Here is a 25310-nt window from a genome sequence, read left to right on the forward strand (position 1 = left end):
TTAGCTAAGAATAACATCCGCAACCTATCAATAAGACCTTTTCACAGAAAAATCATCAATGTATTTTTAATCAAATAAGGAATTATTAATTTTTTAGTAATTTATTAATAATTCCTCTTGACATGTGACAGGTTATTAGTGTATAATGCACCTTAAGGCAAAAAAGAAACTACTAACAACGCATTATAATATTTAGTCGGAATATATTAATTGATTATTACTTTCTTAACTAAATATTAAATTTAATCAAAATTTTTAAAGGGGATAAATTATGTTTAACTTTTTTTCAAAAAATACAGATTCTAATAATATACCATCAGAAGTAGTAAACAAAGTAGTAAATAATACGACTACATATGCAGGAATAAAAGTTTCTGACGCAACATATAACTACTTTGCAAGTGCTACGAAACATTTTGCAGACGCAACAACGGCTGCTGCAAGCTGTGGAGCTTATGCTGCTTTAACTGCTACTTACGCTGCTAAAACAGCTATTCAAGGTGTTCTTGGACTTTGTGCTTACAAAGAATTTGCTGCTGAAGTAATGACTGGCCATGCCTTTGGTCTCGTTATGCCTGAAGTTATAAAAACTGTAGTAGGTGCAGCTGCAAGTGCTATTTATCACCATCCTACAGCTGTTATGACAACTTTTGTCGCAGCAGTAGTAGCTTCACCGGAAAATGCAGCAAAAACTGTAGAGAATGCAGCTTGTACAGTGATGAAAGCAGCAGAGTGTGCATATCACGATGTAGCTGGTATAGTAAATGTAGCAGCAGGTATTGGACATTTTGTTTATGATAACTTACCAAGCTACAGCGAAATGGAACTAGCCGGTAGCGATAGCATGGAAGTAGTAATTCCATGGATGGGAGCTGTTGCGTAAATCTCTAAAATAGCTGATAACTAAAAAAACCTACTCGTGTCATACCGTGGCTTATCCACGGTATCCAGTAAAATAAATAAAAATACTAATAATTTTAGTATTTTTAACTGGAGCCCGTGGTCAAGCGAACTAGGTAACACAGTGAATTTTACCGATCCACGCAACAATGCCATGCGTACATAACATAAAACAATCGATACAATAATACCTACTCCCTCCCAAAAACCTCTCTCTAAAATATTCTCACGTGCTTTTTAAGTAGTAACTTAATAATATTTAACTTAGTTTAATTTAAATTAACTTGTTAACAGCGTTAAATAGTTGAATAATAATTTAATAGAATTAGTAAATAAGTTAGGGGCGTTATTATGTCGAAAGACAACCAACCAACTAAATCACCTATTACTGAGAAGCAGATTAAAGAAATTATTAATGGTGCAAGAAACGACATACGTGATATAGAAGGTTATGTTCTAGGGCAATTAAAAAATCAAATAATAGCAGATAAAAAACCTATAGATATCAATAATGAAGATTTTAAAAAAGCTTTTAAAGGAACATTTGAAGCTGATCCTAATGAAACTTCTACCGTAGAAATAGACGGGAAAAAAGAAGTGGTAAAAAATAACGTTATAAATGTTCCGGCAACAATACTTGCAATAACCGAAAAAATCAATGACGCACAAGATAGAGGAGCTTCATCTAATAATTTTGCAGAACTTAAACAAGAAATGGAAAAGTTTTCTACTGAATTTCGAGAGGCTTTTACTTCTAATGAAAAAATAAATAATCTAATAAAAAATCGTTTTAAACAAGAAGTTATAAATGAAGCTGTACCTTTTAGTGAATTAATAAACGGTCAAGACGCTCAAATGAATATGGGCGAGAAAAAAAACTTAGTTAACAATATATATAAAAATATAGAGATACCCGACAAGTTATATGAAGATATAGTTATAAATGGAAATAATAGCCTTAAAGATCAGCTAGTAGTAAAGATTATAGGACCGGAAATAAAAAAAGCATTTGGCAATCCCCCAATTACTCTTAAAACTAGCTCGGATATACCTTATGAAGTCACAACTTTAGACAAAAATAAACTAACACCCCAAAATATAGAAAACTTTACCAAAGCAGTAGATAATAAGCTTAAAGAGTTGAATGACAGACTAATACTTAATAAGAAAATATTTGAGGATTTAAAACAACTCAATACTTCCATTAGTGATACTCAAATTAAGCAATTTGAAAATTTTTTATCCAAATTAGATACCCCATCTTTAAAACACCATGAAAACAGAATGGCTATTGTCTTGCATGGTATACATAAGAAAGCTGAACTTTCACCTTTGGAAAAAATTTATACAACAATTACAGGACAAAGCCAGGAAGAATATCAAGCTAAAAAAGTAGAAAAGATTTTAACAATGGAACATCTTAACTATAAAGTTATAGATGATACCAAAAGCTATAAAAGCTCACTTCAAACACCTACTCCGGTACAAATAAAGCAAGAAAAAACAAAACTCGTAAAACAAGCTTTAAATACACCGTCTAAGGCAGCTAGGAGTAATCAAATTCAAGCACCTACTTCAGTACAAACGCAAGAGAAAGCAAAACACGTAAGACAAGCTTTAAATACACCGTCTAAGGCACCACCTAAACCTGCTAGGAATTTCAAAACTCCAAATCAAACACCCAATACCTCTAAAGATAGTTCAAAACAGCATGAAAGATAATTTTCTTCAACTGATAAGATATTGACTCAAACTTTGTAAGGCTTGCCTATGCTATCATATCACGGGACAGTTTTTGAAAAGCCCTCTATGTTATCCCTGCGAAGACACTTGAGTGTCAACTTAAAAGAGGTGTCATAACGTGTTCAAGCCGATCTTGTTGCATGGCTCGTTTTATGTCATTCCCGCGGAGGCGGGAAGGAAGTAAAAACCTATAAAAAACTTGTTTTTTAGGTTTATTTTACCAAATATGTAACTTCTATATTAATATTTAAGTTATTTTTCTGGATTCCCGCCTACGCGGAAATGACATAGAGCAGATTTCTCGAGCCATGCAACAACGCTGGTCAAGCCCCACGGTGACAACAGGAAATTGATCCACACAGGCAATGCCCTACTGGAATGACATAGAATAAAAACGGTCCAGTTACCTTACTGATATCTGTTATATTTTATAATAATAAAATTTTATTTCGTTGTTTTTAAAGGCATCTTTTTTATTCCTAAAACCCTTTTTCAAAGAGCTACAGGAAAAATTAATATTACCAGCTTGAGCCGTGTCTGGTCCTTCATTTTTTATTTTCTCTATATCCTTACTACTTGGTACTACAACGGCAATATGCCCTGCTCTTTTTGGGTTAGCATTTTTATATACGGACACAACAAAATATCCTTGATTAGCAAATTTTTGTGCTTGAATAAAATTATCATCACGATTTCCTGCTTTAACAAAATTCCATCCGTTCTTTATTCCATCTGTTTCAAGCCACTCAGCTTGCTTATTTGATAAAGTAGGTATAAATTCTTTATCGCTTTCAGGATGAGGAAGTAGAGACTTATTGGGAAGACCCAAGGCTGCACTAGCGGCATAAGCAAAACAACTACAATGAGTCAAACGCTTTAACTTAGGAGAGTTATATTTTTCCGTTTCTTCTAATAAAGTTTCTCCCGACTTACAATTTATTACATTACCTTTCTGCCATTTTTCCTCAACATTTAAAGAATTAATTACCTCTAAATTTTTTTTAGCAGTTTCTGATATATTATCTGCTCGTGCAGTCATATTAATACAAAGTAAGCAAATTATAATTAATTTTATTTTATTCATTTTTTTCTCATATTAATTTATGAACCTCTATATACAATATATAATATGATAATTCAACTATTAATTGTAATTTTTTATATTTTATTATTCAGAGAAACATAAGAACACTCTATGTTTCTTGACAAATGCTATGCTTTTATATATGCTTCTTCGTATATTAGCAACAAGAAATAAGGCTTAGAAATAAGTACTTCAAGCTTAGCACCCGTAGCTCAATTGGATAGAGTATATGACTACGGATCATAAGGTTAGGGGTTCGACTCCTCTCGGGTGCGCCATTCTGCATTTTTCAGTATTTCTACAAACTTATTAAACGACAGACGCCGCATAAAATCAAGCTTTTCAGATCTTAATGTTAGATTCACAAAAACTAAAGGTGGTATAGCATAATTCATAAAGCTTCAGACAAGATGAATTTAAATGCGAGCCTGCGAAAGCCGTTAAAAATACGTGAACACAGCCGTAAGCGTGAGATTTAAGTAAGAAAGAAACACATGTGTTCCCAGGAAATAAAGATTTTCTCCTATGTAGAGTTATCTTCCAGTTGAGATATTTCTTTTTAGCTTACTGTTTAAAGCTTTCCGTTGTATCATACTATTACCTTTAGTGCTTGCTTTTATGTTAACCATTCCTGTTGGAACGGCACTTCCAATATTTAAAGCTTTCTGCAGTATTTTTCTAGGTATGTGACTAAATCCTATGTCATGTTTTTTACTGTTTTCTAAGTTTTTCTCTAAATTAATCACATGACTAGAGCCGACACTTGCAATCACATTATATCCTTTACCACGAATCTCATTAATTACGTCTGTCATATATTGTTCACGATTCTCATTATAAAGCGGTGTATTTTTTAAGTGTTCTAAATTCTTACCTTCTAAGCTGATAATTTTGATTCCTTTTTCTTTAGCCGTTTTATATAAAATAGCGTCTTGTAATATAGGTGTATTTTCTAGTTCTACAGGTAGTTTTATAGGAATATCAGGATTTTTTTCATTATACTCTAATATAGTTGCTATTTTAATTACGTCTTTCATACCGAGATTTTCGCCATATTGCTTACGTTCAATAGCTATTACCGTATTTTTATTAATTCTACCATTTTGAATTTCTGAAATTAAAGTTTGAGTATTTTTTGTGTGGTCAGTTAAGTGATTATGTTCTACTCTAATTTCTACTGAGCCTATTTTTGCAGCTTCTTTTGTATCAATTGCTTTAAAATCTATATTTGCCGTAATTACCGCTTCCCTATCAAACTTATTCAATACCTCTTTATTATCATTTACGGCAGCTAAACGCTCGGTTAAATTATATTTTCCATTTACATTTAGCTCTTCTTGTAATAATAAATTAGTAAGGTTTTCTTTTTCGAGGCGAGTAAGATTACTAAATTTCAAGTTTTTGGGTAGATTCAAGTCGGTTGCTTTAGGTTTTTTACTTGACTGTTTCTCAACATTGCTACTAGGCGACTCATCTTCTATACCACCTAGTGTTAACTCTTCATTCTCACTAGAACTATGTTTTCGTTTATTTGTATTTATGCTAGAATTTTTACTTGGCAACTCAATATCGATAGGTAATATGCTCCTATTAAATATTAGTTCTTGCTCACTACTACTGCTGGATAATAAGTCTTGAGAAGAATTAGAGCTTTTACTTGGTAATTTACTGTTGCTAAGTAGTTCATTTTTGTCGTTCTTCACATCATCATTATCACGTTTTATTTTATCTGTATTGGTATTACTACTAGATAGATCAAATATGATATTATTCCTATTAAATACTAGTTCTTCCTCACTACTATTCCTAGATAATAAGTCTTGAGAAGAGCTAGAGCTTCTACTTTGTAACTCTTCAATACTATTAGGTGTAGAGCTCATTTCATCACTCTCTATATCATTAATAGCAATAGAGCTTGGTGTATCTTGAGGTGATTGTAATAATGATGATTGAGCTCTGTTGTCAGGTGGTTGAAAGCTGGAAATATTTAACCAATTTCTGCGATTTATTACTAATTCCTCCTCACTGTTACTATTATCATGTGATAAAGTTGAAAGTTTTTGTGGTGGGGTTTGTGTGTCCTGGTTAGGTGTGCTATCACTAGGAGTTACTATATCTTGGTTAAGTTTTGTACCGGCTTTTAATTGCTCTTTTTTCTTCCTTTCTTCGGCATTGATTATTTCTTTTATTTCTACTAAGGAACTGAGATCAACATTGAGTGCTGCCGGTAAAATCTCAATTATCTCATTTTTTAAGTCATCATTTTCATGAGCTTTCTTAACATCATTAAAGTCTTCCACAGACCAAGTAGGCATTTTCTCGATTTCATTAGAAGTAACTATATAACGCACTCCTCCGGTAATATCTTGTTTTTTTTCTATGTTAAAATTAGAATTCTGCAGAAATTTTTCTGCAGTTTCTGCATAATTCATGGGAGTAGATATATGATATTCATATTTATACTTCTCTGATTCTTGTTGTATATTACTGAGTTCTAAATATAACTTAGGCTCATTATGCTTAGTAATTGAAAATGCAGAGTTATAATCCAATATTTCACATCCCGCAATTTCCGAAGTTGAAATAGATTGCAGTGTCGTATTCAATAAATTATTAATTGATTTAAGTTCTGATTCGTGTCTATGATGAATAAGTGGTTTTATAATATCTTGTAATTCCTGATTAAGTAATTTGTTATATGTACCTATGACATACTTTTTAGCAAATTCATTTTTTCTGGCTTCGTCTGCTTCTTCACGAGATGAAAATTTGTATTCGTTAAAGTTATGGATAAAGTTTATTGCTGTTGTAGGGTCAATAATATTTTTATATATTATTTCTGCATTTTTTAAAGCATATATACCACAATTAACATCAACACCCTTATTAGTTAAATGTCCTCCTTGTTCTTTTGAGTTATTTACAATGGGTTTTACAGTTTGGCCATTAGAATACATTTCTGCCGCTTTCTGAATATCTTTTGGACAATCACCTCCCATAGAATCTTTATAAAGTAGTACCACTTGATCCTTTTCGTCTTTTAAAATAGCAAAACTTGTCCAATGTCCTATCCCTCCAGGTATATTATAAATTCCTATTATAGGCTTATCTAATAGCGGAAATTCGTTTTGAATATTTTTTATGTTTGTGTCATTATCTTTATCTTGGTCACTATTTTGATCTTCAACAAAAATTTTAAAATTTACTTTTGTTTTATCTATCAATTGAGGACTAATTGCATCAAAATCACTATATTGATAAAGATAAGGAAGAATGTCCGGTTTACTTATTCTTTGATTATAAGCATTTTTTTTATCTTCTAGGTTGGGGTCATTTTGTGGACCGGGCTTGTCATTTTTTTTCTTATTTAGTTGTTGTTTTTCTGAAATAAGACGTTGAAGAAAGTCTAACGATATATCAGGATGGACTAATAGCTTTTGATATAACTCATTTGCTGAAAGACTTTGCAGAGTGTTTTCTTGTGCATGAACAAGATCTGCTTGCAATTTTTTTATTTCCTCCAATGCTGAATCAAGTGTAGTAGATACATTTGGTTGTGTTGTAGAAATGATAGGCTGTATTTGTGCTGCAGGAAAGGTGGAGTCATAAATTGCAGCAGCAATTATCTTTTCCCTAGGCTCATTTTTTTCTTCAGCTTCACTAGAAGAAGTGTCAGCTGTCAATTTCTTTTGTCTCTGTTTTTTTAAAGGTTCATTTTCTTTATCTTTTCTCTGTTCTTTCTTCGGATTTATTTTAAGCGGGGTATCCTTAATCTTTAATTCCCCTTTTCCAATATATCTTACTATACCGTTGATTGCTATTTTCTTCTCCTGTTCTGATAAAGTGTTATATTTTTCATATGCTGTTTTACCTAGAAAATCTTCTAACCACTTAGGATTTTTTCTTATAGCATCTATTAAAGCCCATTCATATCCTACTCCATTTCCCCCTCTAGTAGTAATATTAAGCGGTATTAAGTGTTTTTGTTTATTCTTATCGGTAAAATGAAAATTTACATTTTTCGTTTCTTTATTTATAACTAAATCACAACTAATACAACAAAGTTTAGACAATCCTATGTATATTTCTTCACTTAATTGATTATCACGAACTTGAAGTTGTTCTTTTATATATTGTATTATTCTCATTTCAGCATGAGCTTTATCGCTAAGTGGACCATCTAATACAATTTTATATGGTTGTTTTATAGCTTCAATAATTGAAGGGGCAAATTTTTTACTTGCATCAATAATATCAGGGTTTAATGCATCTTCTAATTTCATCAAATCTCTTCTAGCTCTAGCTACTGCCTTAACTACTTTTGGACTTGCCCCGGTTACTTTACAGACTTCTTGTTGAACCTCTTGATTATTATTCGGATATTTTTCTAGTTCTTGCAAAATGCGTGGTAATATATCCTTATGGTCACTATTATTTTTATAATAATATTGTGCAGCATCTAGAAGTAGCTCTTTTCGTTGAGTAGATAGATTTTGTTGTTGTAGAAAATTTTTTTGCTCTTCTTTAGGCAAAGCTGTGTGAGTAGTATAATCTTGTAAATATTTAAAAACTTTTGTGGTATGTGTCTCAATTTGTTCAACTTTCTTTGTGTTAACACTAGAATTATGTAATTCGTTGAACGCTACTAAAATTTGTTTGCCATCAAAACATACGGCACTACATTGGCTATTATATTGAATTAACCTACCTAAGGCATCAAAGCGTCTATTTTGTAAAGGAGTATCATTTTCTTTTATAATCTTTGAGTTAAGTCGAATACGGAAAGCATATGCAAAATTCTGTAGATTTGAGTTGTTGTTGTCATTTAATAGTTCCTGGGTAGGGTTCTCTTCAGCAAATCCAACATGAAATGCCATATAAGGAACAAGCTCTTTTGGAATAATCTTTTCTGTTTTACCTGCTAAAACCGCTAGAACTGCTAATTTTTCAAAACTTTCATCGAGGGCTTCACTATTATTTTTGTGTACTTCCCTATAGTATTCAGTAAGGATTTTTAAGGCAGCTATAGATATAGATTCGTTTAATATAATACTTCTTAATAAAGTCTCTCTCGATTTTTTATCTCTTATGATATCCTCTACTGTCTGGCTATCTACATATTTAACAAACTCTAATTTTAATTTTTCTTTCTGTGCATTTGTTAGATTTGCCATATAAATATTATTTTATAATTTTAATTATTTTCTCCTAAAGCCTCAACGCTTTCCTCAAATATTGAATTATCAATATCATTACCGTCTATTAAAATCGTCATGTTACCTGGAATGCTTTTTAAACTTTCCGCACCCAAATTGGTTATGTTATTATCTCTTAGATCTAATTCCTTTATATGTTGTAGGTGATCTTTGTGATAAAGAAATACTGTAGCAAGATAGGCAGCTCCTAGATCTCCTAATTTAATATTCATAAGAGCTAATTTTTTTAGAAAATTGTTTTTTTGTAGCATGTTTGCTATTGCTTCAAAACCTAGATCTCCTATTTCAATATTATTGCTTATTAGTAAAGTTTCTAACGCTTTATTTTCGATTAATGCAGTAGTAAGTTCTTTTATATTATTATGGGTTAAATTATTGTCATTAAGATTTAGAGTTTTTAACCATGGATTTAATTTTAAAGCAGATGCTATATATTTTATTCCATCCCCTAAGTTATTTTTGTTTAAATCTAAAGTGTCAATGGGGGTTGAGGTTAAAAAACTTCCAATTACTTCTGCACTTTTTTCGGAAATTCTTGTTTCATTTAATATTAATTCTTTAATATATTGATTAGCCATTAAAGCATGAAGTAACTTTATGACTCCCTCGTTTCTAAGGTTATTATACCCTAAATTTAACGACATTAATTTTGCACTGCTAATATTATTTGCGATAATTTCTATCCCTTCGGCAGTAATATTAATTTGTCCTATATCTAAGGATTTTAACGGTAGTTTTGAATGAAACAACTCACTAATAATTGCTGCTCCTTTATTTCCTACTTCACTACTACCTAATGCTAAAGAACTTAAATTAGGGTGATTTTTAATAGCATCTATTAATATTCTTAAATCTTCTATTTTCAGCGAAATAGAATTTAAAGATAAATATTCAAGGGAGGTATTATCTGCTAAAGCATCGATAAGAATTTTTATTTTTTCACTATCTAAAGAAGTAGAATTCAGGTTTAAATGTGATATTTTATTTAACTTTACAATTTTGCTTAGATTTTTTATATCCTCGTTACTAAGGTTGCTGCCATATAAATCAATTTCTTTTACTACAGTATTTTTCTCTAAAGTTTTAATTACAATTGACAAAAAACTACTATCTTCTTCATACGGTAGTTCTACACGAACAATTTCAGGATCATTATTCTTAATTTTCTGCAACAATAAATCATTTCGGCTGAGGTCAGTTTTTTGTCTTTTGGGAGACTCATCTTTCTTAAAATCATCTATGCTAGGTAAAACTGTTTGTTCTAAAGGACGTTTTAAATCTTCTCTTTTCTTTAACTCTTGTGCCACTTCTCTCATATTAAACTCTTGTTTTAAATTAATAATATTTTTCTAATTCTGTATTTCTATTTTAGAATTATTAATAAATTACTAAATTTTTAACATTTTTTCAACTTATATTTTATTTTTATGAGATTATACTGATAATCTCTTCTAATTATATTTAAGTAATTAAGTTAGATATGGTTTGAGAATTGTACGAAATTTTTAATCTTGCAGTGAATGGAAAATATGTTCTAATTAGCAACGTAAATTGATCTTTCATGATAAGACTCCCTATTAAGCACTAATAAGTCAAACATAACTATAAATATTATTGCCATTACTAATTATAATTAAATCATAATCTGACAACAAAAATAGTAATTTATTCTGACTTTATACTTTACTAGGAAGCTAAGCTAGATGAGTATTTATTTTTAAAATAAATCATAAGATATTTATATAAGTTAACATATAAATTAAATATCCTCAAATGTAATCTAAATAAAAAGTAATATAATTTAATAAACTGTAACTTTTTTAGTTGCAGCTGGTGGTTTCATTTCCAATGATTAAATACTTTTAATTGGGTAGCGGCACCACTATATACAGTACCGGACGACTTTTAAAAAGCCCTCTATGTCATCCATGCAAGGCATTGTTGCGTGGACTGATTTTCCGTCATTGCGAGAAGAATTACGTAGTAATTCGATGAAGCAATCCAGTCAAAAATTCTGATTTACAGAATTTTTTAATCTTTTCCTGGATTGCCTCGTCGCTTCGCTCCGGCGTTGTTGCATGGCTCGGAAAACCTGCTGGGTGTCATACCGTGGCTTGTCCACGGTATCCAGTAAAACAAATAAAAATACTAATAATATTAGTATTTTTAACTGGATCCCGTGAATAAATCACGGGATGACAACAAAAAAATCGAGCAATGCAACAACGCCCTTCGCTCCTCGCAATGACGGTTTTAGTATCCACGCAACAATGCCTTGCATGGATGACATAGAGGGCTTTTTAAAAGTCGTCCGGTACTATGACTACATAGTTACTAATATATTTAAAGTTAAAAAATTATTTTGTTATTGCAATTTTTTAATTTTTACTGTAATTGTAATCAACTATTATTAATAACAATAGACTTATTGCATACGTAGTTAATAAAGAGGAATTTGAAGAAAACACGAAGCACAGGACCGCAGCATACATTATAGTACGCGAGGATGAGGGGCTAGGATTGACATACAAATTACCTTTAGAAATAAGTTATGCAATAAGTCTAATAAAAAATAACTTTTTATGGAAGATATAAGCTCTTGGAAAGAAAAGTTTGAAGTTTGCGTTTATGCTAAGAAACTACTTGATAAACTTGAATATTTAAACACTAAAGTAAAAAAAACTGTAGACCTTGAAGAAATTAAAAAAGGCATTTTCTATGCTCGTAAATATCACGGTTCTCAAATGCGTCAATCCGGCGATCCGTATTATTCGCACCCGATTGAAGTGGCAATTATGCTTGCGGTATTTGTAGCTGAAGAAGCTCCTAAACTTTATACTTCTAACATGATAAATGCTGCTCTACTTCATGATACTATTGAAGATACAGAACTTACCGAAGAAGTCATAACTACAATTTTTGGGCTAGAAGTTGCAAACCACGTAGAGGGTTTAACTAGAATCAAACCTTACGGAAAAATTAGTGCCGAAGAAAGCCTCAATTTATTAATTCAGCAAAAAAGATATGATACAGCTCTTATAAAATTATTTGATAGAATCCATAATATACAAACATTAGGAGCTAAATCACCTGAGAAAATAGAAAAGATACTGAATGAAACCCTTAAGGCTTTTCTAATTATTGCTGCTTATCTTGAGGTATATAGTATAGAAAAAGAGCTGATTAGGCTTACTAAAGTGTACTGCTTAAAGCCTAAAAACGCTATACCTTTTGGGGATAATTCCCAGCTACTATCTCTAATCCTCTAAAATGATTTATACCAAATATATACCCTAATGAGACTGGAAGCATAACAATTAATAATCCCCAATAATTAAATAATTTTATTAAATAAATCATTCCAAAAGAAGTAATTGCGTATATTAAGGCACGTGCTGCTGCATACATAAAAGTACTATATGTAAATCTTTTAAAAATTGGTAAATGTTTAAAAAATATAGCAGCAGCCGGTTCTACTCCCGGAGCGAATGCTACTAAAAATGATTGAATACACAGTAAAGTAAAAGGAGTTTTAACGCAAAATATCAATAGGTATGGACATATTAATACAAAAACCAAAAACATTATTGATACAAATTTTAGAATTTTTAAAGGATGTATTTTATAGCTTAAGTAAAGTAATACAAAAAAACTGGCTAATTCTGATAATGAGACAATAAAATTATGATTAATAATTTGCTCTGGATTATAATTAAACGAATGTTTTAAAATATCGCTACAATGTACATAAACAAAGTAGAAACATATAGGCCATGCACAATTTATTAAAAATATAGCAAAAGCCGTTTTCTTATTAACTTTTTCATTCCAAACTACACTAGTTTTTAAAATTTCAGGATCCTTATTAATCTCAATCATAGCTTTTGTTAGTCTAAGCTTTGCGTTAACAAACTCAGGTGTTTCTCGAAGCTGTTTTCTTGCTACTGTTCCAACTAAAGCAACTACAGCTCCAATAACAAAAATAATACGCCAATTAATACCTAGGGAGAGTATTAACGATGCTACCCCTAATGCACAGTTTGTGCCAAAAGTAGAAAAACCAGCTATTAATGAGACGATAGGATATTGTATTGGAGGAGCAGTAATTTCCGTTAAATATAATTCTGCTCCAACTTTTTCACCCATCGATGACATACCCTGCACTATACGACATAATGTAAATATTAAGGCTGCTGTAAATCCTATTTCTGCATATGTTGGAACAACCGCTATAAGTAAACACGAAAGTGCCATTAAGAAAGTTGTAATTATTACTGTAGTTTTTCTTCCTATATTATCACCTATCCAACCGAATATTAAAGCTCCTACCGGTCTAAAAACAAAAGTAGCACAGAAAGAAAAAGCAGCAAGAAGAGAATGAGTATACGGGTCTGATTTAGGGAAGAAAAGCTCGTTAAGAAGTACTGCCATATGCACATACAACATAAGATCAAAATATTCTAGAAACGTACCTATTGAAAGAAGACCTACTGCCTGCTTTTGTTCACTTGTTAAATTTCTTTGTTCTTTCTCGTAGCCACGCATAAATTCTTTACAAAAAATTAAATTGTAAAGAAAATTATACTGTTTTATATAAAAGTCAATAGGAATTTTCGCTTTATACGATAAATAAGGAAATGAAGTGCAACTTAACCTACTTCATATACTAATGCGTTGATCTTATGTGAATATGGCATAACCTCACCGATAGTGGAAAACTAAGACCTACTAAAAACCAGGTTAAATAAAATTTATAGCCCAAATATTGTTTGAATAAATAATTAATATATTCAATCAAAGCTACTGAAGCGACAATTATAGCTAAATTAATAAAACGATTTAATTTTGATTGAGGAAGATCAAAATATTTATAAAACAGCCCCCAAGAAATAGTAAAACCGAGTAATCCCCAAAATACCGTCCATACCCAAGCAAGACAATTCACCTCAATAACTTTAAGATAAGCTACCATCGGTGCGGTTAATAGCCATAAAAACACTCCAAACATATAAGGATATTTTTGAATAATCTCTTCTTTGGTTAAACTATATATAACAGCAATAACCATTATTCCGATTGTTATAGATGCAATAATATCAACCGGATAATGATAGCCCTTATAAATCAGCGAAAATCCTATACCGGTTAAAATCATTACTATTATTATTCTTAATAAGGAATATCTAATATTCGCAAAAAACCAACCGTAAAATACTACACCACTGCTCATATGACCGCTAGGGAAAGCAAAACCTTTAATATTTAGAGCAGGATTTAAAGGTATTTCAAATGTATATTTTAATAATATATTTAAAATTGTAGTGAAAAGTAATACACAAATAGCTTGTGCAAATAGCTGCCTCCTAAATATAGTAAATCCGAGTATTATGATAATCTCATAACAATATTCTTGTCCAAATAACAAAAAAAATTTTGTTAAATATTGAAAAAAAATATCCTTATTCATTGCTTTACTTAATTTTATTTATATATAATTGAAGTTATCATAAATAATAAGCTATAGATATGAAAAATATTTTTCGCAAATTTGTATTTGCTATTTTCTTATGTTTAATAAATTTACAACTAATTGCTGCAAGCTTTAACGAAAAAATACCTTTATATTTTAAGTTAACTAATGAAAATCTGTTAGCAGGACAAAATTCGTTAAATATTGACCTTTGCGACTCTAGAATTAAAGAATGGTGTACAAAACCGCAAAGAGAGCTAGGGCTTAACGGAAAAAGAATGAATGATTACATATCTATTTCGCCTGATATTAAAGGAGAATGGCGATTTGGCTGGTGGTATAACATAAATTTTACTCCAGAAAGCAATTTTGCAGCTCATCAAACTTATAAGATTACTATCGAAGATTATATATTTCCTCAGTTTATCGGTCTAAAAAGTAATAATATAAGTTTTACAACTTTACCTCTACTTCCTGTTATTAAAGAAATGAATTATCTACAGGATAATATCGATATTTCTAAAAAATTCGTTCAAACTAAAATAGCCTTTAACTACCCTATAGAGCCTAAAACTTTAGAAGAAAGAATAGAATTTATAAAATCTTCAACCAAGGAAAAATTACCGTTTTCTATCAAATTCAACACATATAATACGGAAGCTACGATTATTACTAATATACCACCGCTTACAGATAAAGAAGATACAGTTTCCGTAATTATAAAAGACGGTGTTAAACCTCTATATGGGGGAGAAATTTTTACATATAAAAATGTAGAAGATCAAAATAATAAGACGCCGAATAATATAAGATATTCTTATAAAGAAAATGTATTAATTCCAAGTCTATCCTCATATTTAAAAATCACTAATAGTACTGCTACAATTGTTAAAGATGATAAACTAAAACCGGAACAGATAATTATAATTACTACAAATACACCGGTTTCGGGTGAGGATATAAAAAAACATTTAGAGTTATTTTTATTACCACAAGATAAACCGGCTTTCTTAGGAGTTGCAGACAAAAAAAACTATAACTGGCAAAGTCCGAACGAAGTAACGGCAGATATCCTTAAATCGAGTGAAAAAATAAATTTTGAGCTTTTGCCTTCCGTTCCAAGCATTACTACCACGCATAGTTTTAAAGTAGATACGCTGCCGAAAAGAGGATTGCTTGTTAAAGTAAATAAAGGTGTTAAAACATCAGATAATTTAACACTTGGTTCAGATTACTCTCAAATAGTACAAATACCGGACAACCCTAAAGAAGTTAAGCTAATGTCCGACGGCTCTATTCTTTCATTAGCTGGCGAAAGAAAGCTTCCCGTATATTCACTTGGCATAGATAAATTATATGTAGAAATCGATAAGATTAATCAGCAAGAAATTAATCATTTAATCAGCCAAACAAATAGATATAATATTTTCCAAAATCCGACTTTCATAAATGAATATAATTTTAATGAGTATAATATTTCTGAAGTATTTCAAGAGGAAGTAATAGTTAATTCCCCCAATTTAAATTTACCTAATTATACTGATTTAGATTTCAGCAAATATTTTAATTTAGAAGAAGCAGGCAGCTATTCTAAGGGATTATTTCTAGCAAAAGTTTATGCTAAAGACAATAATAATAACATTATATCTCAAGATAAAAGATTAATTTTAGTTACCGATCTTGGTTTTATAGTAAAAACCGATAAAAGCGGAACACATCATATATTTGTTTCTTATATCAGTAACGGTAAACCGGCCGGTGGCGTTAAAGCAGATATTATAGGACTTAACGGTGAGGTGTTAGTAAGCAGCAAAACCGATAGTAAAGGACATGCCGTTTTATCAAATATAAATGATTTTACAAAAGAAAAAGCTCCAGTGGCTTATATATTAACTACTAAGGATGATTTTTCGTTTATGCCGTATAGTAGAATTGATAGGCAAGTTAATTATTCTCGGTTTGATGTAGCAGGAGCCGTTAGTTCCGATCAAGGGTTAAAAGCTTATTTATTTTCTGATCGTGGCATCTATAGACCAAGCGAGCAAGGCCATATAGGTATTATGCTCAAACAAACCGATTGGCAAGGAAAATTTGACGGCTTACCTTTAGAAATACAAGTAACTAACCCTAGAGGAAAAGTAATAGATAAAAGTAAAATAGCTCTAGATGCAGAAGGATTCGGCGAATATTTATTCTCAACGCTTGATGATTCCTTAACCGGTTTATATAATATAAGCTTATATTTAGTAGGAGATAAAGGCAGCAATAACTATCTTAATAGCGTATCTGTCAGGGTTGGTGATTTTCAGCCTGACCGCATGAAAATAAACATAAACTTCAATAACTCACAAGATGAGCTATGGACTAATCCAAAAGACCTCAAAGCAAATGTTAACCTTGTAAATCTTTATGGCACTCCTGCAGAAAATAGAAAAGTTAGCGGCTTTATTGATATTAGACCTACCGAGTTTTTCATACCTAGCTTTAAAGAATATAAATTTTATAGTAGCAAAGGAAATAAAGAGTTTTTTAACGAACGTTTAGGAGATATTACTACCGACTCTACAGGTACGGCAAATTTTGACCTTAATCTTGAAAAATATTATAATGCTACTTTTAATCTAACATTTTCAGCAGAAGGATTTGAGCCTGACTCAGGAAGAAGCGTAAACGCAAGCAAATCGCTTATAGTTTCACCTCTGCCTTATATTATAGGATTTAGAAGCGATAGCGATCTAAAATATATTAAGAAAAAAGCTGCTTCAACAATAGAATTCATAGCCATATCAAATAAAGCAGAAAAAGTAGCTGTACCTAATTTAACTCTTAACTTAAAAAAGATTAATTATGTAAATAACTTAGTAGCAGATAGTAACGGTAATTATTCTTACAGTTCAGTACCTATTGAGACTAATATATCTTCTAACAAGGTTAATATCGCAGCAAACGAAAGCTATATTTATAAAGTGCCTACTAAAGAAGCAGGCGATTACGTTATTTACTTAACTGATAAAGAAGATACAATCTTTGCTCAAACTGAATTTTCGGTAATAGGTGAAGGAAATGTTACAGCTAATTTAACAGACAAAGCAAATTTAAAAGTTAAACTTGATAAAGATGATTATAAAGCCGGCGATAACATTCTTTTAAATGTTATAACTCCTTATACAGGTTATGGATTAATTACTATCGAAACAGATAAAGTACATAATTTTGTATGGTTTAAAGCTGACGAAAATAATAGTATTCAAGAAATAAAAATCCCTGATGGTTTTGAGGGTAAAGGATATGTAAATGTACAATTTATAAGAGACATAGAAGCTACGGAAATCTTTATGTCACCGTTTAGCTATGCAGTAGTACCGTTTACTGCGGGCATTTATAAACATAAACAAGATATTGAATTAACGCTTCCTACAAAAATTAAATCAGGCGAAAAATTAACAATTAATTATCGTACTGCAACCCCAGGTAAAATCATAATATTTGCCGTTGATGAAGGGATATTATCATTTGCCGGTTATCAGACTCCCGACCCGCTTAATTACTTTATTAACGATAAAGCCTTGGAAGTCCGAACATCACAAATCATGGATTTAATATTACCTGAGCGTCCTTTATTAATGAAAGCTTATATGGCGGCTCCTGCCGGAGACGGTTTTATAAATGTCGCTCGAAACCTTAATCCGTTTAAAAGAAAAAGCCAGCCTCCGGTAGCATTTTGGTCAGGAATTTTAGAAGCAGATCTTGATGAGAGAGAAGTCACATTTGACATACCAAGCTATTTTAACGGCACTTTAAGAGTTATAGGGGTAGCCTCAAGCCTTGACGCTATAGGAACTTCCAAAGCTGATTTATTAGTCCAATCCGAGCTTATTATCAATCCAAATTTACCTTTATTTGTAGCTCCGAATGATGAATTTACAGTACCGGTTACAATCTTGAATAATCTACAAGACTCAGGTAATGCCCAAGTTTTTGTAAATATTGAAACAAGCGAAGGACTAAAAATATTAGACTATCCGGCAGAAATACAAATAGATGAAGGTAAAGAAGCAACCATTAATGTTAAATTAAAAGCAACGGATAAACTCGGTTCGGCAGATTTCAAAGTCACGGCTTCTATAAATCACCTAAAGCCTAGTATAATATCTATGGCAGTAGTGCATAGCTCAGAATTAACTAGTACTACGAGCGTTCGTCCTGCTAGTCCGAGCGTTACAACAGTTGATACAGGCTTTATTACAGACAACAAAGCTAATTTAAAAATCTTGCGAGATTTATATCCTGAATTTGCTAAGCTGCAAATTTCCGCTTCTAAATCACCGCTAGCTATTATTTCCGGCTTTAAAGATTTCCTAGATAATTATCCTTATGGTTGCACTGAGCAATTAATAAGCCAAAATTTTGCTAATGTTTTATTATATAATGAACAAGAGCTAGTTCAGATTCTTAAAACTGACCGCAAGAAAATGGATGAATCCTTATCGAAAGCATTTCAAACCCTATCGGAACGCCAAAATTATGACGGTGGATTTAGGTATTGGAACAATTTTAACGACGATTCTGACCCTTTTATTTCCGTTTATGCTATACATTTCTTAAGCGAAGGGATAACTAGATATTTAGCCGTTCCAAGTGATATTTTTAATCAAGGTATTTACTACTTGGAGAATATGGCTAACAGATCAATAAGCTCCTTAGATGAAGCAAGAGAAAAGGCATATGCGGTTTATATCCTAACAAAAAATAGCGTTATTACTACAAGCTATATTGCAAATATTTTAAAATATTTAGACGAGTACCATAAAAATACATGGCATGATGATTTAACTAGCGTTTATTTAGCTGCTAGCTATAAAATGCTACAAATGAATGAAGAAGCGGATAAATTATTAGATAGATTTACTCTAAATAAACCGATACCAAAAACAGACTATCAATATTATAATCCTCTAATAAAATATAGTCAGTATTTATACTTAATTTCTCTGCATTTCCCTGAAAGACTCAAAAACTTTGACCCAAAAATTGTACAGGATATCGCTCTTTTTGCTAAGGATAACTATAATAGTCTATCGGCAAGCTACGCCATTATGGCAAGCCTTGCATATGCTGATAAGATAAATAATGTAGATGAGGCTACTATTAAGGTGACTTCTACAGGTAAAGAAGTTACTTTAAAAGGCGATAAAGTGATGATTGCTGAGCTGTCAGTAGAAAATAAGGATATAGACTTAACATCCTCAAGTAACGGCTTTTTCTATCAGCTTTTAACTTCAGGCTATGATAAGCAATTAATAGAAAATAAAGAGATAGTTAAAGGCATAGAGATAACCAAAAAATATCTTGATGAAAATAATAAAGAAATCAGTAAAGTAAAATTAGGTGATAATATTACGGTGGAAATCACTATGAGATCAGCTAGTAATAAAACCTTAAGCAATATGGTGATACTTGATTTATTACCGGCAGGTTTTGAGCTTTTACCGGATAATAATAACGTAAATATATTAGCACGAACGCAGGAAGTAATGATATGGAAACCGATATATATCAATAATCGTGATGATAGAGTGATGATTTTCGGTACTATTTCTGATCAAAAAATGACATATCAATATAAGATTAAAGCGATTAATAAAGGTATATTCGCAACTCCTGCCATTTATAGCGAAGCTATGTACGACCCTCAAACTTACTATCGTGGTGTTATAGGCAATATTATTGTGGAGTAGAATGTATGATAAAAATTACAAAAGCCAAAGAGGCTTATGTTTTAGGGAGAATTATTATCGCCTATTCTACTACAAATGCTTATTATGGAAGAGAAGAAGCAAATATATTTGGTGATAATGTAACTTTTGCTATAGTAAATCCTATAGCAGATATATGGACTTCATATGTAGGCAATAATAGTTGTGACGGTGAAATAGTATTAAAACTTGATATATTTAGCAAAGCAGATTCCTATTATATACCTACGTTGTTGAGCAATGAAAATTTAAAAAATAGCGGTGTCGATTATTTAGATGTAAGATATGCTACTGCCAAAGAAATAAATACATTAAAAAATTTAGTTCAAACTAATAAGATAAAACTTGGGGATCACAAGCAAGAGCAAGCATTGAAAATTTTAACAACTTATTTAGCAGAGGAAATACCGCCTCATCCACATTTATGGCTTCCCGTTAAAGAAGGATTTGTTCAATATTGGCAAAAAATAGACCTGTATAAAATTCTTGAAGAAGATGCACTAACTACTTTAGGAAACACAGACGATCAAATGAAATGTAAACTATGAATGCAACAGAACTATATGAAGAAAGTTTAGCATATGAAGGAAGCAGGCTATTATATCGATGCTATGTTAAAATATGTTAATGCCTTAACTTTCGATAGAAAATTAACTGTAGTTTATAATAAAATAGGCGATTTATGGAGTAATTAGCAAATTAATTTCTTGTTTTACCGCTTTAGCATATTTTTGAAGACTTAAAAAATTAGGAAGATGATGCCCACTTTCCATTCTTGCTATTTGAGCCTGAGAGGTAGACATTTTTTTAGCAACATCAGCTTGAGTCATATGTGATGCAAGACGGGCTTTTATTAAAGCCTTTGCTATCTCAAATTCTATTTTTTTTTCCTCATAAGCTTTCGCTACTTTAGAGTTCAATAATAACTCTTTTTTAAACTCATTAAAGTTTTTCATTAAAACCTTCTTTTAATCTAGTTTTAGCTATTAAAATGGCAGTTTTAGGAGTTTTTTTCGTTTTCTTGACGAAGCTATGCAATATTACTATTTGCTTGTCTTTAGCTAAATAATATATTGACCGTGCTATATTATCTTTACCACATAATCTTAGCTCCCAAAACTTATCCTCTATATTTTTTGTATGCGGCATCCCTACATTATATAGACTAAACTCAATCAACAATTCACATACGTATAAAAAATCAGCTTGCAGATCATAACTAAGTTTTTTCACTTCTTTTTCTGCAGCTTTATTTATAAATGTTATGGTCCATTTTTTCATATGAGTAATATATCATATATGATATATTACTCAATAACTTTTTATTAAAACTTAAAATTTTTATTTTTTGACTCTTAAAATACTCTCAGTTTCTCGATCGTTTTTGGATCTTTTGCAAGTTCTAAAAATATTTTCCGCTCATATTCTAATAACTCTTCCTCATTCGTTTCGTTATGTTTATCAATAATATTTTGGAACTCAGCAAGTACTTTATTTTGTAGCTCATTATATTTTGACGTATCTATTTCATTTGCTAAATTTATTTTAGGCAAAGTAATTTTATGCGGAATCGGTACTATCTTTTTAGATATGTTTAATTTTAAAGCTTCATCTAAAATATAATGCTTGTTTATATTTACTTGTATATTCTCTATATCATAATCTGCTTTAAAGTAATCTGCCGAGCTTGTTTTATTCTGCTCTATAATATTTCTGATATTTCTAATTAATTTAGCTTTATCTCCCTTGCTTCGAGCAAACATTTCAGTAACACCGCCCCATCCCGGTATTAAACCGACGCCAAGTTCTACAAGTCCAGTGCTAAGTTCCTGATTTGCTACAATATAGCTTGAGTGCAATAGTAGCTCACATCCACCTCCAAGTGCTACTCCTTTAGCACAACTAACAATATGAATCCCTGAATATTTTAAGTGCAGCATAGTTTGCTGTCCAACTTTTAATAAATTTTCTAGATCATGAAAATTATCGTCTTCAATATAAGAAAGAAGAAGCTTTAAATCTGCACCGGCAGAAAAATTATTTCCTTGCGGATAAATATAAAGATTCTTGCCGTCATTTTCGGCTTTACTTGCTGCTTCTTGTAGCAAATAAAACACATTATGGTTTAAACAATTCATTTTTGTAGTAATAATAAAAATGAAATTCTCACGATAATTTATTAGCTTTGCAGAATCATTTTCTAATATTATCTGACTCTCTTTTAAAATATCCTTGTGAGGATTAAATTTTTGCTTATCAATTTTTTGATATTCTTTATTGGATAAATATGGAGGAAGCGAGAGATGCATTAAATCAGCATTTTTAATTACCGAATCCCAACCGTCTTTAGCGGCGATAGTCAATAATTCAAATGGACCGTATTTCCAGCTATAACCAAGCTTCATAGCAGCATCGATATCATAGATATTATCGGTTACAGATGGTACTAAGCTTACTAAATAAATATAAAATTCCGTGATAATTTCGGTAAAAAATTTACCGTAAACCGAATTGCTTGCAAGAAGCTCATCAAGGTTATTAAACTCTGTCTCTACTTTTTGAACAGAGTTATAAGATAAATCATTTATATTGATAACTTCCTTAATTTTCTTACCGTTTGATACCGATAAGCGATAAAATCCACCGCCGCCTTTACGCCCAATTAATTTCTGCTCAATCATCTTATCAAGAACAGGGGTATTTACATATATTTTATGATAAGCATCATTTGAGTCAAGAGAGGCAACTAATGAGCTTGAAATTAACTTCATTACGTCATGTCCGATAAGATCATATAAACCGAAAATTCCCGTACTAGGTAGTCCCAGACATGAAGTAAATATTTTATCTATAGTAACAAAATCAAGTTTTTGATTTATCGCTTTGCGAACCACTAATTCAAGTAAAAAACACCCTACTCTATTAGCAATAAAACCGGGCGTATCGTTACATTTTACTATAGTCTTACCAAGCATTTTGCTTAAAAACCCTGAGACTCTTTCTATTACTTCAGGCTTTACCGTAGGGTCTATAATTAACTCAAGCAGTTCCATATATCTTGGCGGATTGAAGAAATGCGTAATAACGAATCTAGATTTAATATTATCCGGTAAATTTTCTTTGAGCCTTTTAAGCGGTAATGTAGAAGTATTCGAAGCAATAATTGCATCTTCTTTAAGATAAGGAATAATTTTGCTATATAATTGGTGTTTGATTTCTAACTTCTCAACAATAACTTCAATAACTAGATCACATTCTTTAATTAAATCTAAATCATGTTCCAAATTACCTAGAGTAATGAAATTTGCTTTATCCGGAAAAGACAAAGGAGGAGGTTTTTGTTTATGCAAATTTTCCACGGCAGTTTTGACTATTTTATTCGGATCATCGGAATCTTTAGCGATAATATCAAGTAATACGACTTTATGAGACGAATTAGCAATCAACGCTGCAATCCCTGAACCCATAACTCCAGAACCGATAACACAAACTTTCTTTATTTCATTTTGCATAAATTACCTTCTGTGTCACCCCGTGGCTTGACCACGGGGTCCATAAAACAATTAAAAAAGACTGGATACCGTGGACAAGCCACGGTATGACAGATGAAAAATCTAGGTCATAGCAACACTCATCACATATACCGACCCTGCCCCCGCTTGTTGTAAAATTTTAGCACATTCATTTATAGTAACACCGGTGGTAACGACATCATCGACTAATAAGATTTTTTTACTTACAATATTATATTTTGTGTTAAATTTGATACTACCATTTATATTATTTTTGCGTTGTTTTCGTGAAAGAAAAGTCTGAGACTTGGTCCATTTTGATTTAGTTAAAATATCGGCTTTTAACATTTTATCGGTAACTTTTGCAATTTCAATAGCTAGAATATGAGCAGGATTATACATTCGTAGTAACCTCTTAAATCTATTCATAGGTACAGGTATGATTAAATCAATATCTTTTATATCCTCGCTATATCTATTATATAAAAGCTTCGCAAAGGTCTTAGCAAATATCGTCTTATCCTGATATTTAAACTGATGAACTATTTTTTTGCTATGCTCATTAAACTTAAATAAGCTACGTGCTAAATTATAATTAGGTTTGTTGCTATAACAATTTCCACAAATACAGTTATCTAAAATTTTTATACTAAATCTTTGTCCACATATACTGCAATAGGGTCTTGCTATAAACTCGAGCTTCTTCCAACAATCGCTACAAAATTCACCGTTCCCCCCTAATATTTCCGAACAGCTTAAACATCTCTGCGGCAAAATATAGTCTATTACACTATTATAAGCTTTAACTAACAATCAAACGCCTCTAGAAGATTCATGATGTTTTGAAGCATTTGGTGTTGATTGCGATGATGGTGAGCTAGTACCATAACGAACCCCCTTACCGTGTGACAAATTCTCTTGCATATGGTGTGCTTGCTGCTGTGCTTGCCCACGTGCCTTGTTTTGTTCAGGTTTTACTTTATTACCAACATTTAGATTTATATAAGATGGAGATATTTCTTCCTTTTTACCGTATATTTCTTTTAAATCCCCAAATTGCGATTCAACAAAATAACCGACTCCTGCTTTTACTGCTGATTTAGCTTTTTCAAAATTAGTTTTTTCAGCAGGAGGAGCGAATTCAGGTCTCTCTGCAACCTTTGCTCTAGTTACATTAAAATGTTCTTTTAACTGCCCCTCACTTAATTGATCAATTTTAGGGGTTGTAGCTAAAAACTCTTCTAAGGCTTTGGTATCTATTTTTGCTTGCCTTTCTTTTTCAAGCAAGTCTTTCTTATCTTCATAATTTCCTATTGATGTTTTTAAACTATTTATTTGGTTTATTTTATCTTTTTTTCGTTCCATACGTACTAATTTTGTGTCTGCTTCACCTATAACATTACTTCCTCCTCCAATAAAACCAGCTGCTAAACCGGTTATAATACCACCTGCTGAACTTGCTTGTGCCACTAATGCTGCTACTTCTAAAACATTATCCCGAACTGCCTTTAAAATTTCTTTAGTTCTCGTAGTATTTAACTTTTTAGGTTCAGGAGTTTCTTGATAAATTTTAGGTAATTTAGTATCCAAAAAATTTTTAAGTGCAGAACTATCTTTTCCTTTATCTAT

General features: G+C 31.4%; 14 protein-coding genes, 1 tRNA gene and 3 pseudogenes. 7 read left to right on the plus strand and 11 right to left on the minus strand.

Annotated elements, in window-relative coordinates:
* Positions 1 to 271: 271 nt before the first annotated feature.
* Both H6P87_RS04385 and H6P87_RS04390 read left to right on the plus strand, forming a co-directional pair.
* Positions 272 to 883 carry a hypothetical protein gene (locus H6P87_RS04385; protein ID WP_246437750.1) on the plus strand — a complete coding sequence of 204 codons (612 nt, stop codon included), beginning with the start codon at positions 272 to 274 and terminating at the stop codon, positions 881 to 883.
* A 368-nt stretch (positions 884 to 1251) separates the two neighbouring features.
* Positions 1252 to 2622 (plus strand): hypothetical protein, encoded by a 1371-nt coding sequence (locus H6P87_RS04390; protein WP_246437752.1) that lies wholly within the window; start codon positions 1252 to 1254, stop codon positions 2620 to 2622.
* Positions 2623 to 3064: 442 nt separating this feature from the next.
* Here H6P87_RS04390 and H6P87_RS04395 read toward each other — a convergent pair whose 3' ends face one another.
* The gene (locus H6P87_RS04395; RefSeq protein ID WP_202068545.1) at positions 3065 to 3727 is read right to left on the minus strand and encodes a hypothetical protein; all 663 of its coding nucleotides are present in this window, start codon (positions 3725 to 3727) and stop codon (positions 3065 to 3067) included.
* A 201-nt stretch (positions 3728 to 3928) separates the two neighbouring features.
* Here H6P87_RS04395 and H6P87_RS04400 point away from each other — a divergent pair.
* A tRNA-Arg gene (locus H6P87_RS04400) sits at positions 3929 to 4005 on the plus strand.
* A gap of 3336 nt (positions 4006 to 7341) precedes the next feature.
* Here the strand turns inward: H6P87_RS04400 and H6P87_RS07360 are convergent.
* The 3 genes and pseudogenes from H6P87_RS07360 to H6P87_RS04415 form a co-directional block, all read right to left on the minus strand.
* Positions 7342 to 8901: pseudogene (locus H6P87_RS07360) on the minus strand (hypothetical protein); the annotation flags it as partial.
* A 20-nt stretch (positions 8902 to 8921) separates the two neighbouring features.
* Positions 8922 to 9194 (minus strand): hypothetical protein, encoded by a 273-nt coding sequence (locus H6P87_RS07550; protein WP_410528058.1) that lies wholly within the window; start codon positions 9192 to 9194, stop codon positions 8922 to 8924.
* A gap of 237 nt (positions 9195 to 9431) precedes the next feature.
* Positions 9432 to 10118: pseudogene (locus H6P87_RS04415) on the minus strand (leucine-rich repeat domain-containing protein); the annotation flags it as partial.
* Between the two features lie 1267 nt (positions 10119 to 11385).
* Here H6P87_RS04415 and H6P87_RS04420 point away from each other — a divergent pair.
* Both H6P87_RS04420 and H6P87_RS04425 read left to right on the plus strand, forming a co-directional pair.
* Positions 11386 to 11511, plus strand: a pseudogene (locus H6P87_RS04420) (palindromic element RPE1 domain-containing protein); the annotation flags it as partial.
* Positions 11512 to 11525: 14 nt separating this feature from the next.
* Positions 11526 to 12212: an HD domain-containing protein gene (locus H6P87_RS04425; RefSeq protein ID WP_202068547.1), complete on the plus strand. Its 687-nt coding sequence runs from the start codon at positions 11526 to 11528 to the stop codon at positions 12210 to 12212.
* On the opposite strand, the gene H6P87_RS04430 is transcribed toward H6P87_RS04425, so the two are convergent.
* Both H6P87_RS04430 and H6P87_RS04435 read right to left on the minus strand, forming a co-directional pair.
* Entirely contained in the window at positions 12166 to 13488 is a 1323-nt protein-coding gene (locus H6P87_RS04430) for an MFS transporter (RefSeq protein WP_202068549.1), read from the minus strand. The two genes, H6P87_RS04425 and H6P87_RS04430, sit on opposite strands and share 47 nt — an antisense overlap.
* A gap of 121 nt (positions 13489 to 13609) precedes the next feature.
* Entirely contained in the window at positions 13610 to 14410 is an 801-nt protein-coding gene (locus tag H6P87_RS04435) for a phosphatase PAP2 family protein (protein ID WP_202068556.1), read from the minus strand.
* A gap of 59 nt (positions 14411 to 14469) precedes the next feature.
* On the opposite strand from H6P87_RS04435, the gene H6P87_RS04440 reads away from it, so the two are divergent.
* Both H6P87_RS04440 and H6P87_RS04445 read left to right on the plus strand, forming a co-directional pair.
* The gene (locus H6P87_RS04440; protein ID WP_202068558.1) at positions 14470 to 20151 is read left to right on the plus strand and encodes an alpha-2-macroglobulin family protein; all 5682 of its coding nucleotides are present in this window, start codon (positions 14470 to 14472) and stop codon (positions 20149 to 20151) included.
* Positions 20152 to 20156: 5 nt separating this feature from the next.
* Positions 20157 to 20717: a hypothetical protein gene (locus H6P87_RS04445; protein ID WP_202068560.1), complete on the plus strand. Its 561-nt coding sequence runs from the start codon at positions 20157 to 20159 to the stop codon at positions 20715 to 20717.
* 132 nt (positions 20718 to 20849) lie between these two features.
* On the opposite strand, the gene H6P87_RS04450 is transcribed toward H6P87_RS04445, so the two are convergent.
* From H6P87_RS04450 to H6P87_RS04470, 5 genes are all read right to left on the minus strand, one after another.
* Positions 20850 to 21125: a helix-turn-helix domain-containing protein gene (locus H6P87_RS04450; protein ID WP_202068562.1), complete on the minus strand. Its 276-nt coding sequence runs from the start codon at positions 21123 to 21125 to the stop codon at positions 20850 to 20852.
* Positions 21112 to 21450 (minus strand): type II toxin-antitoxin system RelE/ParE family toxin, encoded by a 339-nt coding sequence (locus H6P87_RS04455; protein WP_202068564.1) that lies wholly within the window; start codon positions 21448 to 21450, stop codon positions 21112 to 21114. The genes H6P87_RS04450 and H6P87_RS04455 overlap by 14 nt, the downstream gene beginning before the upstream one ends.
* Before the next feature lie 74 nt (positions 21451 to 21524).
* Positions 21525 to 23681, minus strand: coding sequence for a 3-hydroxyacyl-CoA dehydrogenase/enoyl-CoA hydratase family protein (locus H6P87_RS04460; protein WP_202068565.1), 2157 nt, complete (start codon positions 23679 to 23681; stop codon positions 21525 to 21527).
* A 102-nt stretch (positions 23682 to 23783) separates the two neighbouring features.
* Complete coding sequence (locus tag H6P87_RS04465; RefSeq protein WP_246437754.1) at positions 23784 to 24494, minus strand: ComF family protein; 711 nt, start codon at positions 24492 to 24494, stop codon at positions 23784 to 23786.
* On the minus strand, positions 24495 to 25271 hold the full coding sequence (locus H6P87_RS04470; RefSeq protein ID WP_246437756.1) for a hypothetical protein: 777 nt from the start codon (positions 25269 to 25271) through the stop codon (positions 24495 to 24497).
* Between the last annotated feature and the right edge of the window lie 39 nt (positions 25272 to 25310).

The organism is Rickettsia tillamookensis, from assembly GCF_016743795.2.
GTDB classification, from domain to species: Bacteria; Pseudomonadota; Alphaproteobacteria; order Rickettsiales; family Rickettsiaceae; genus Rickettsia; species Rickettsia tillamookensis.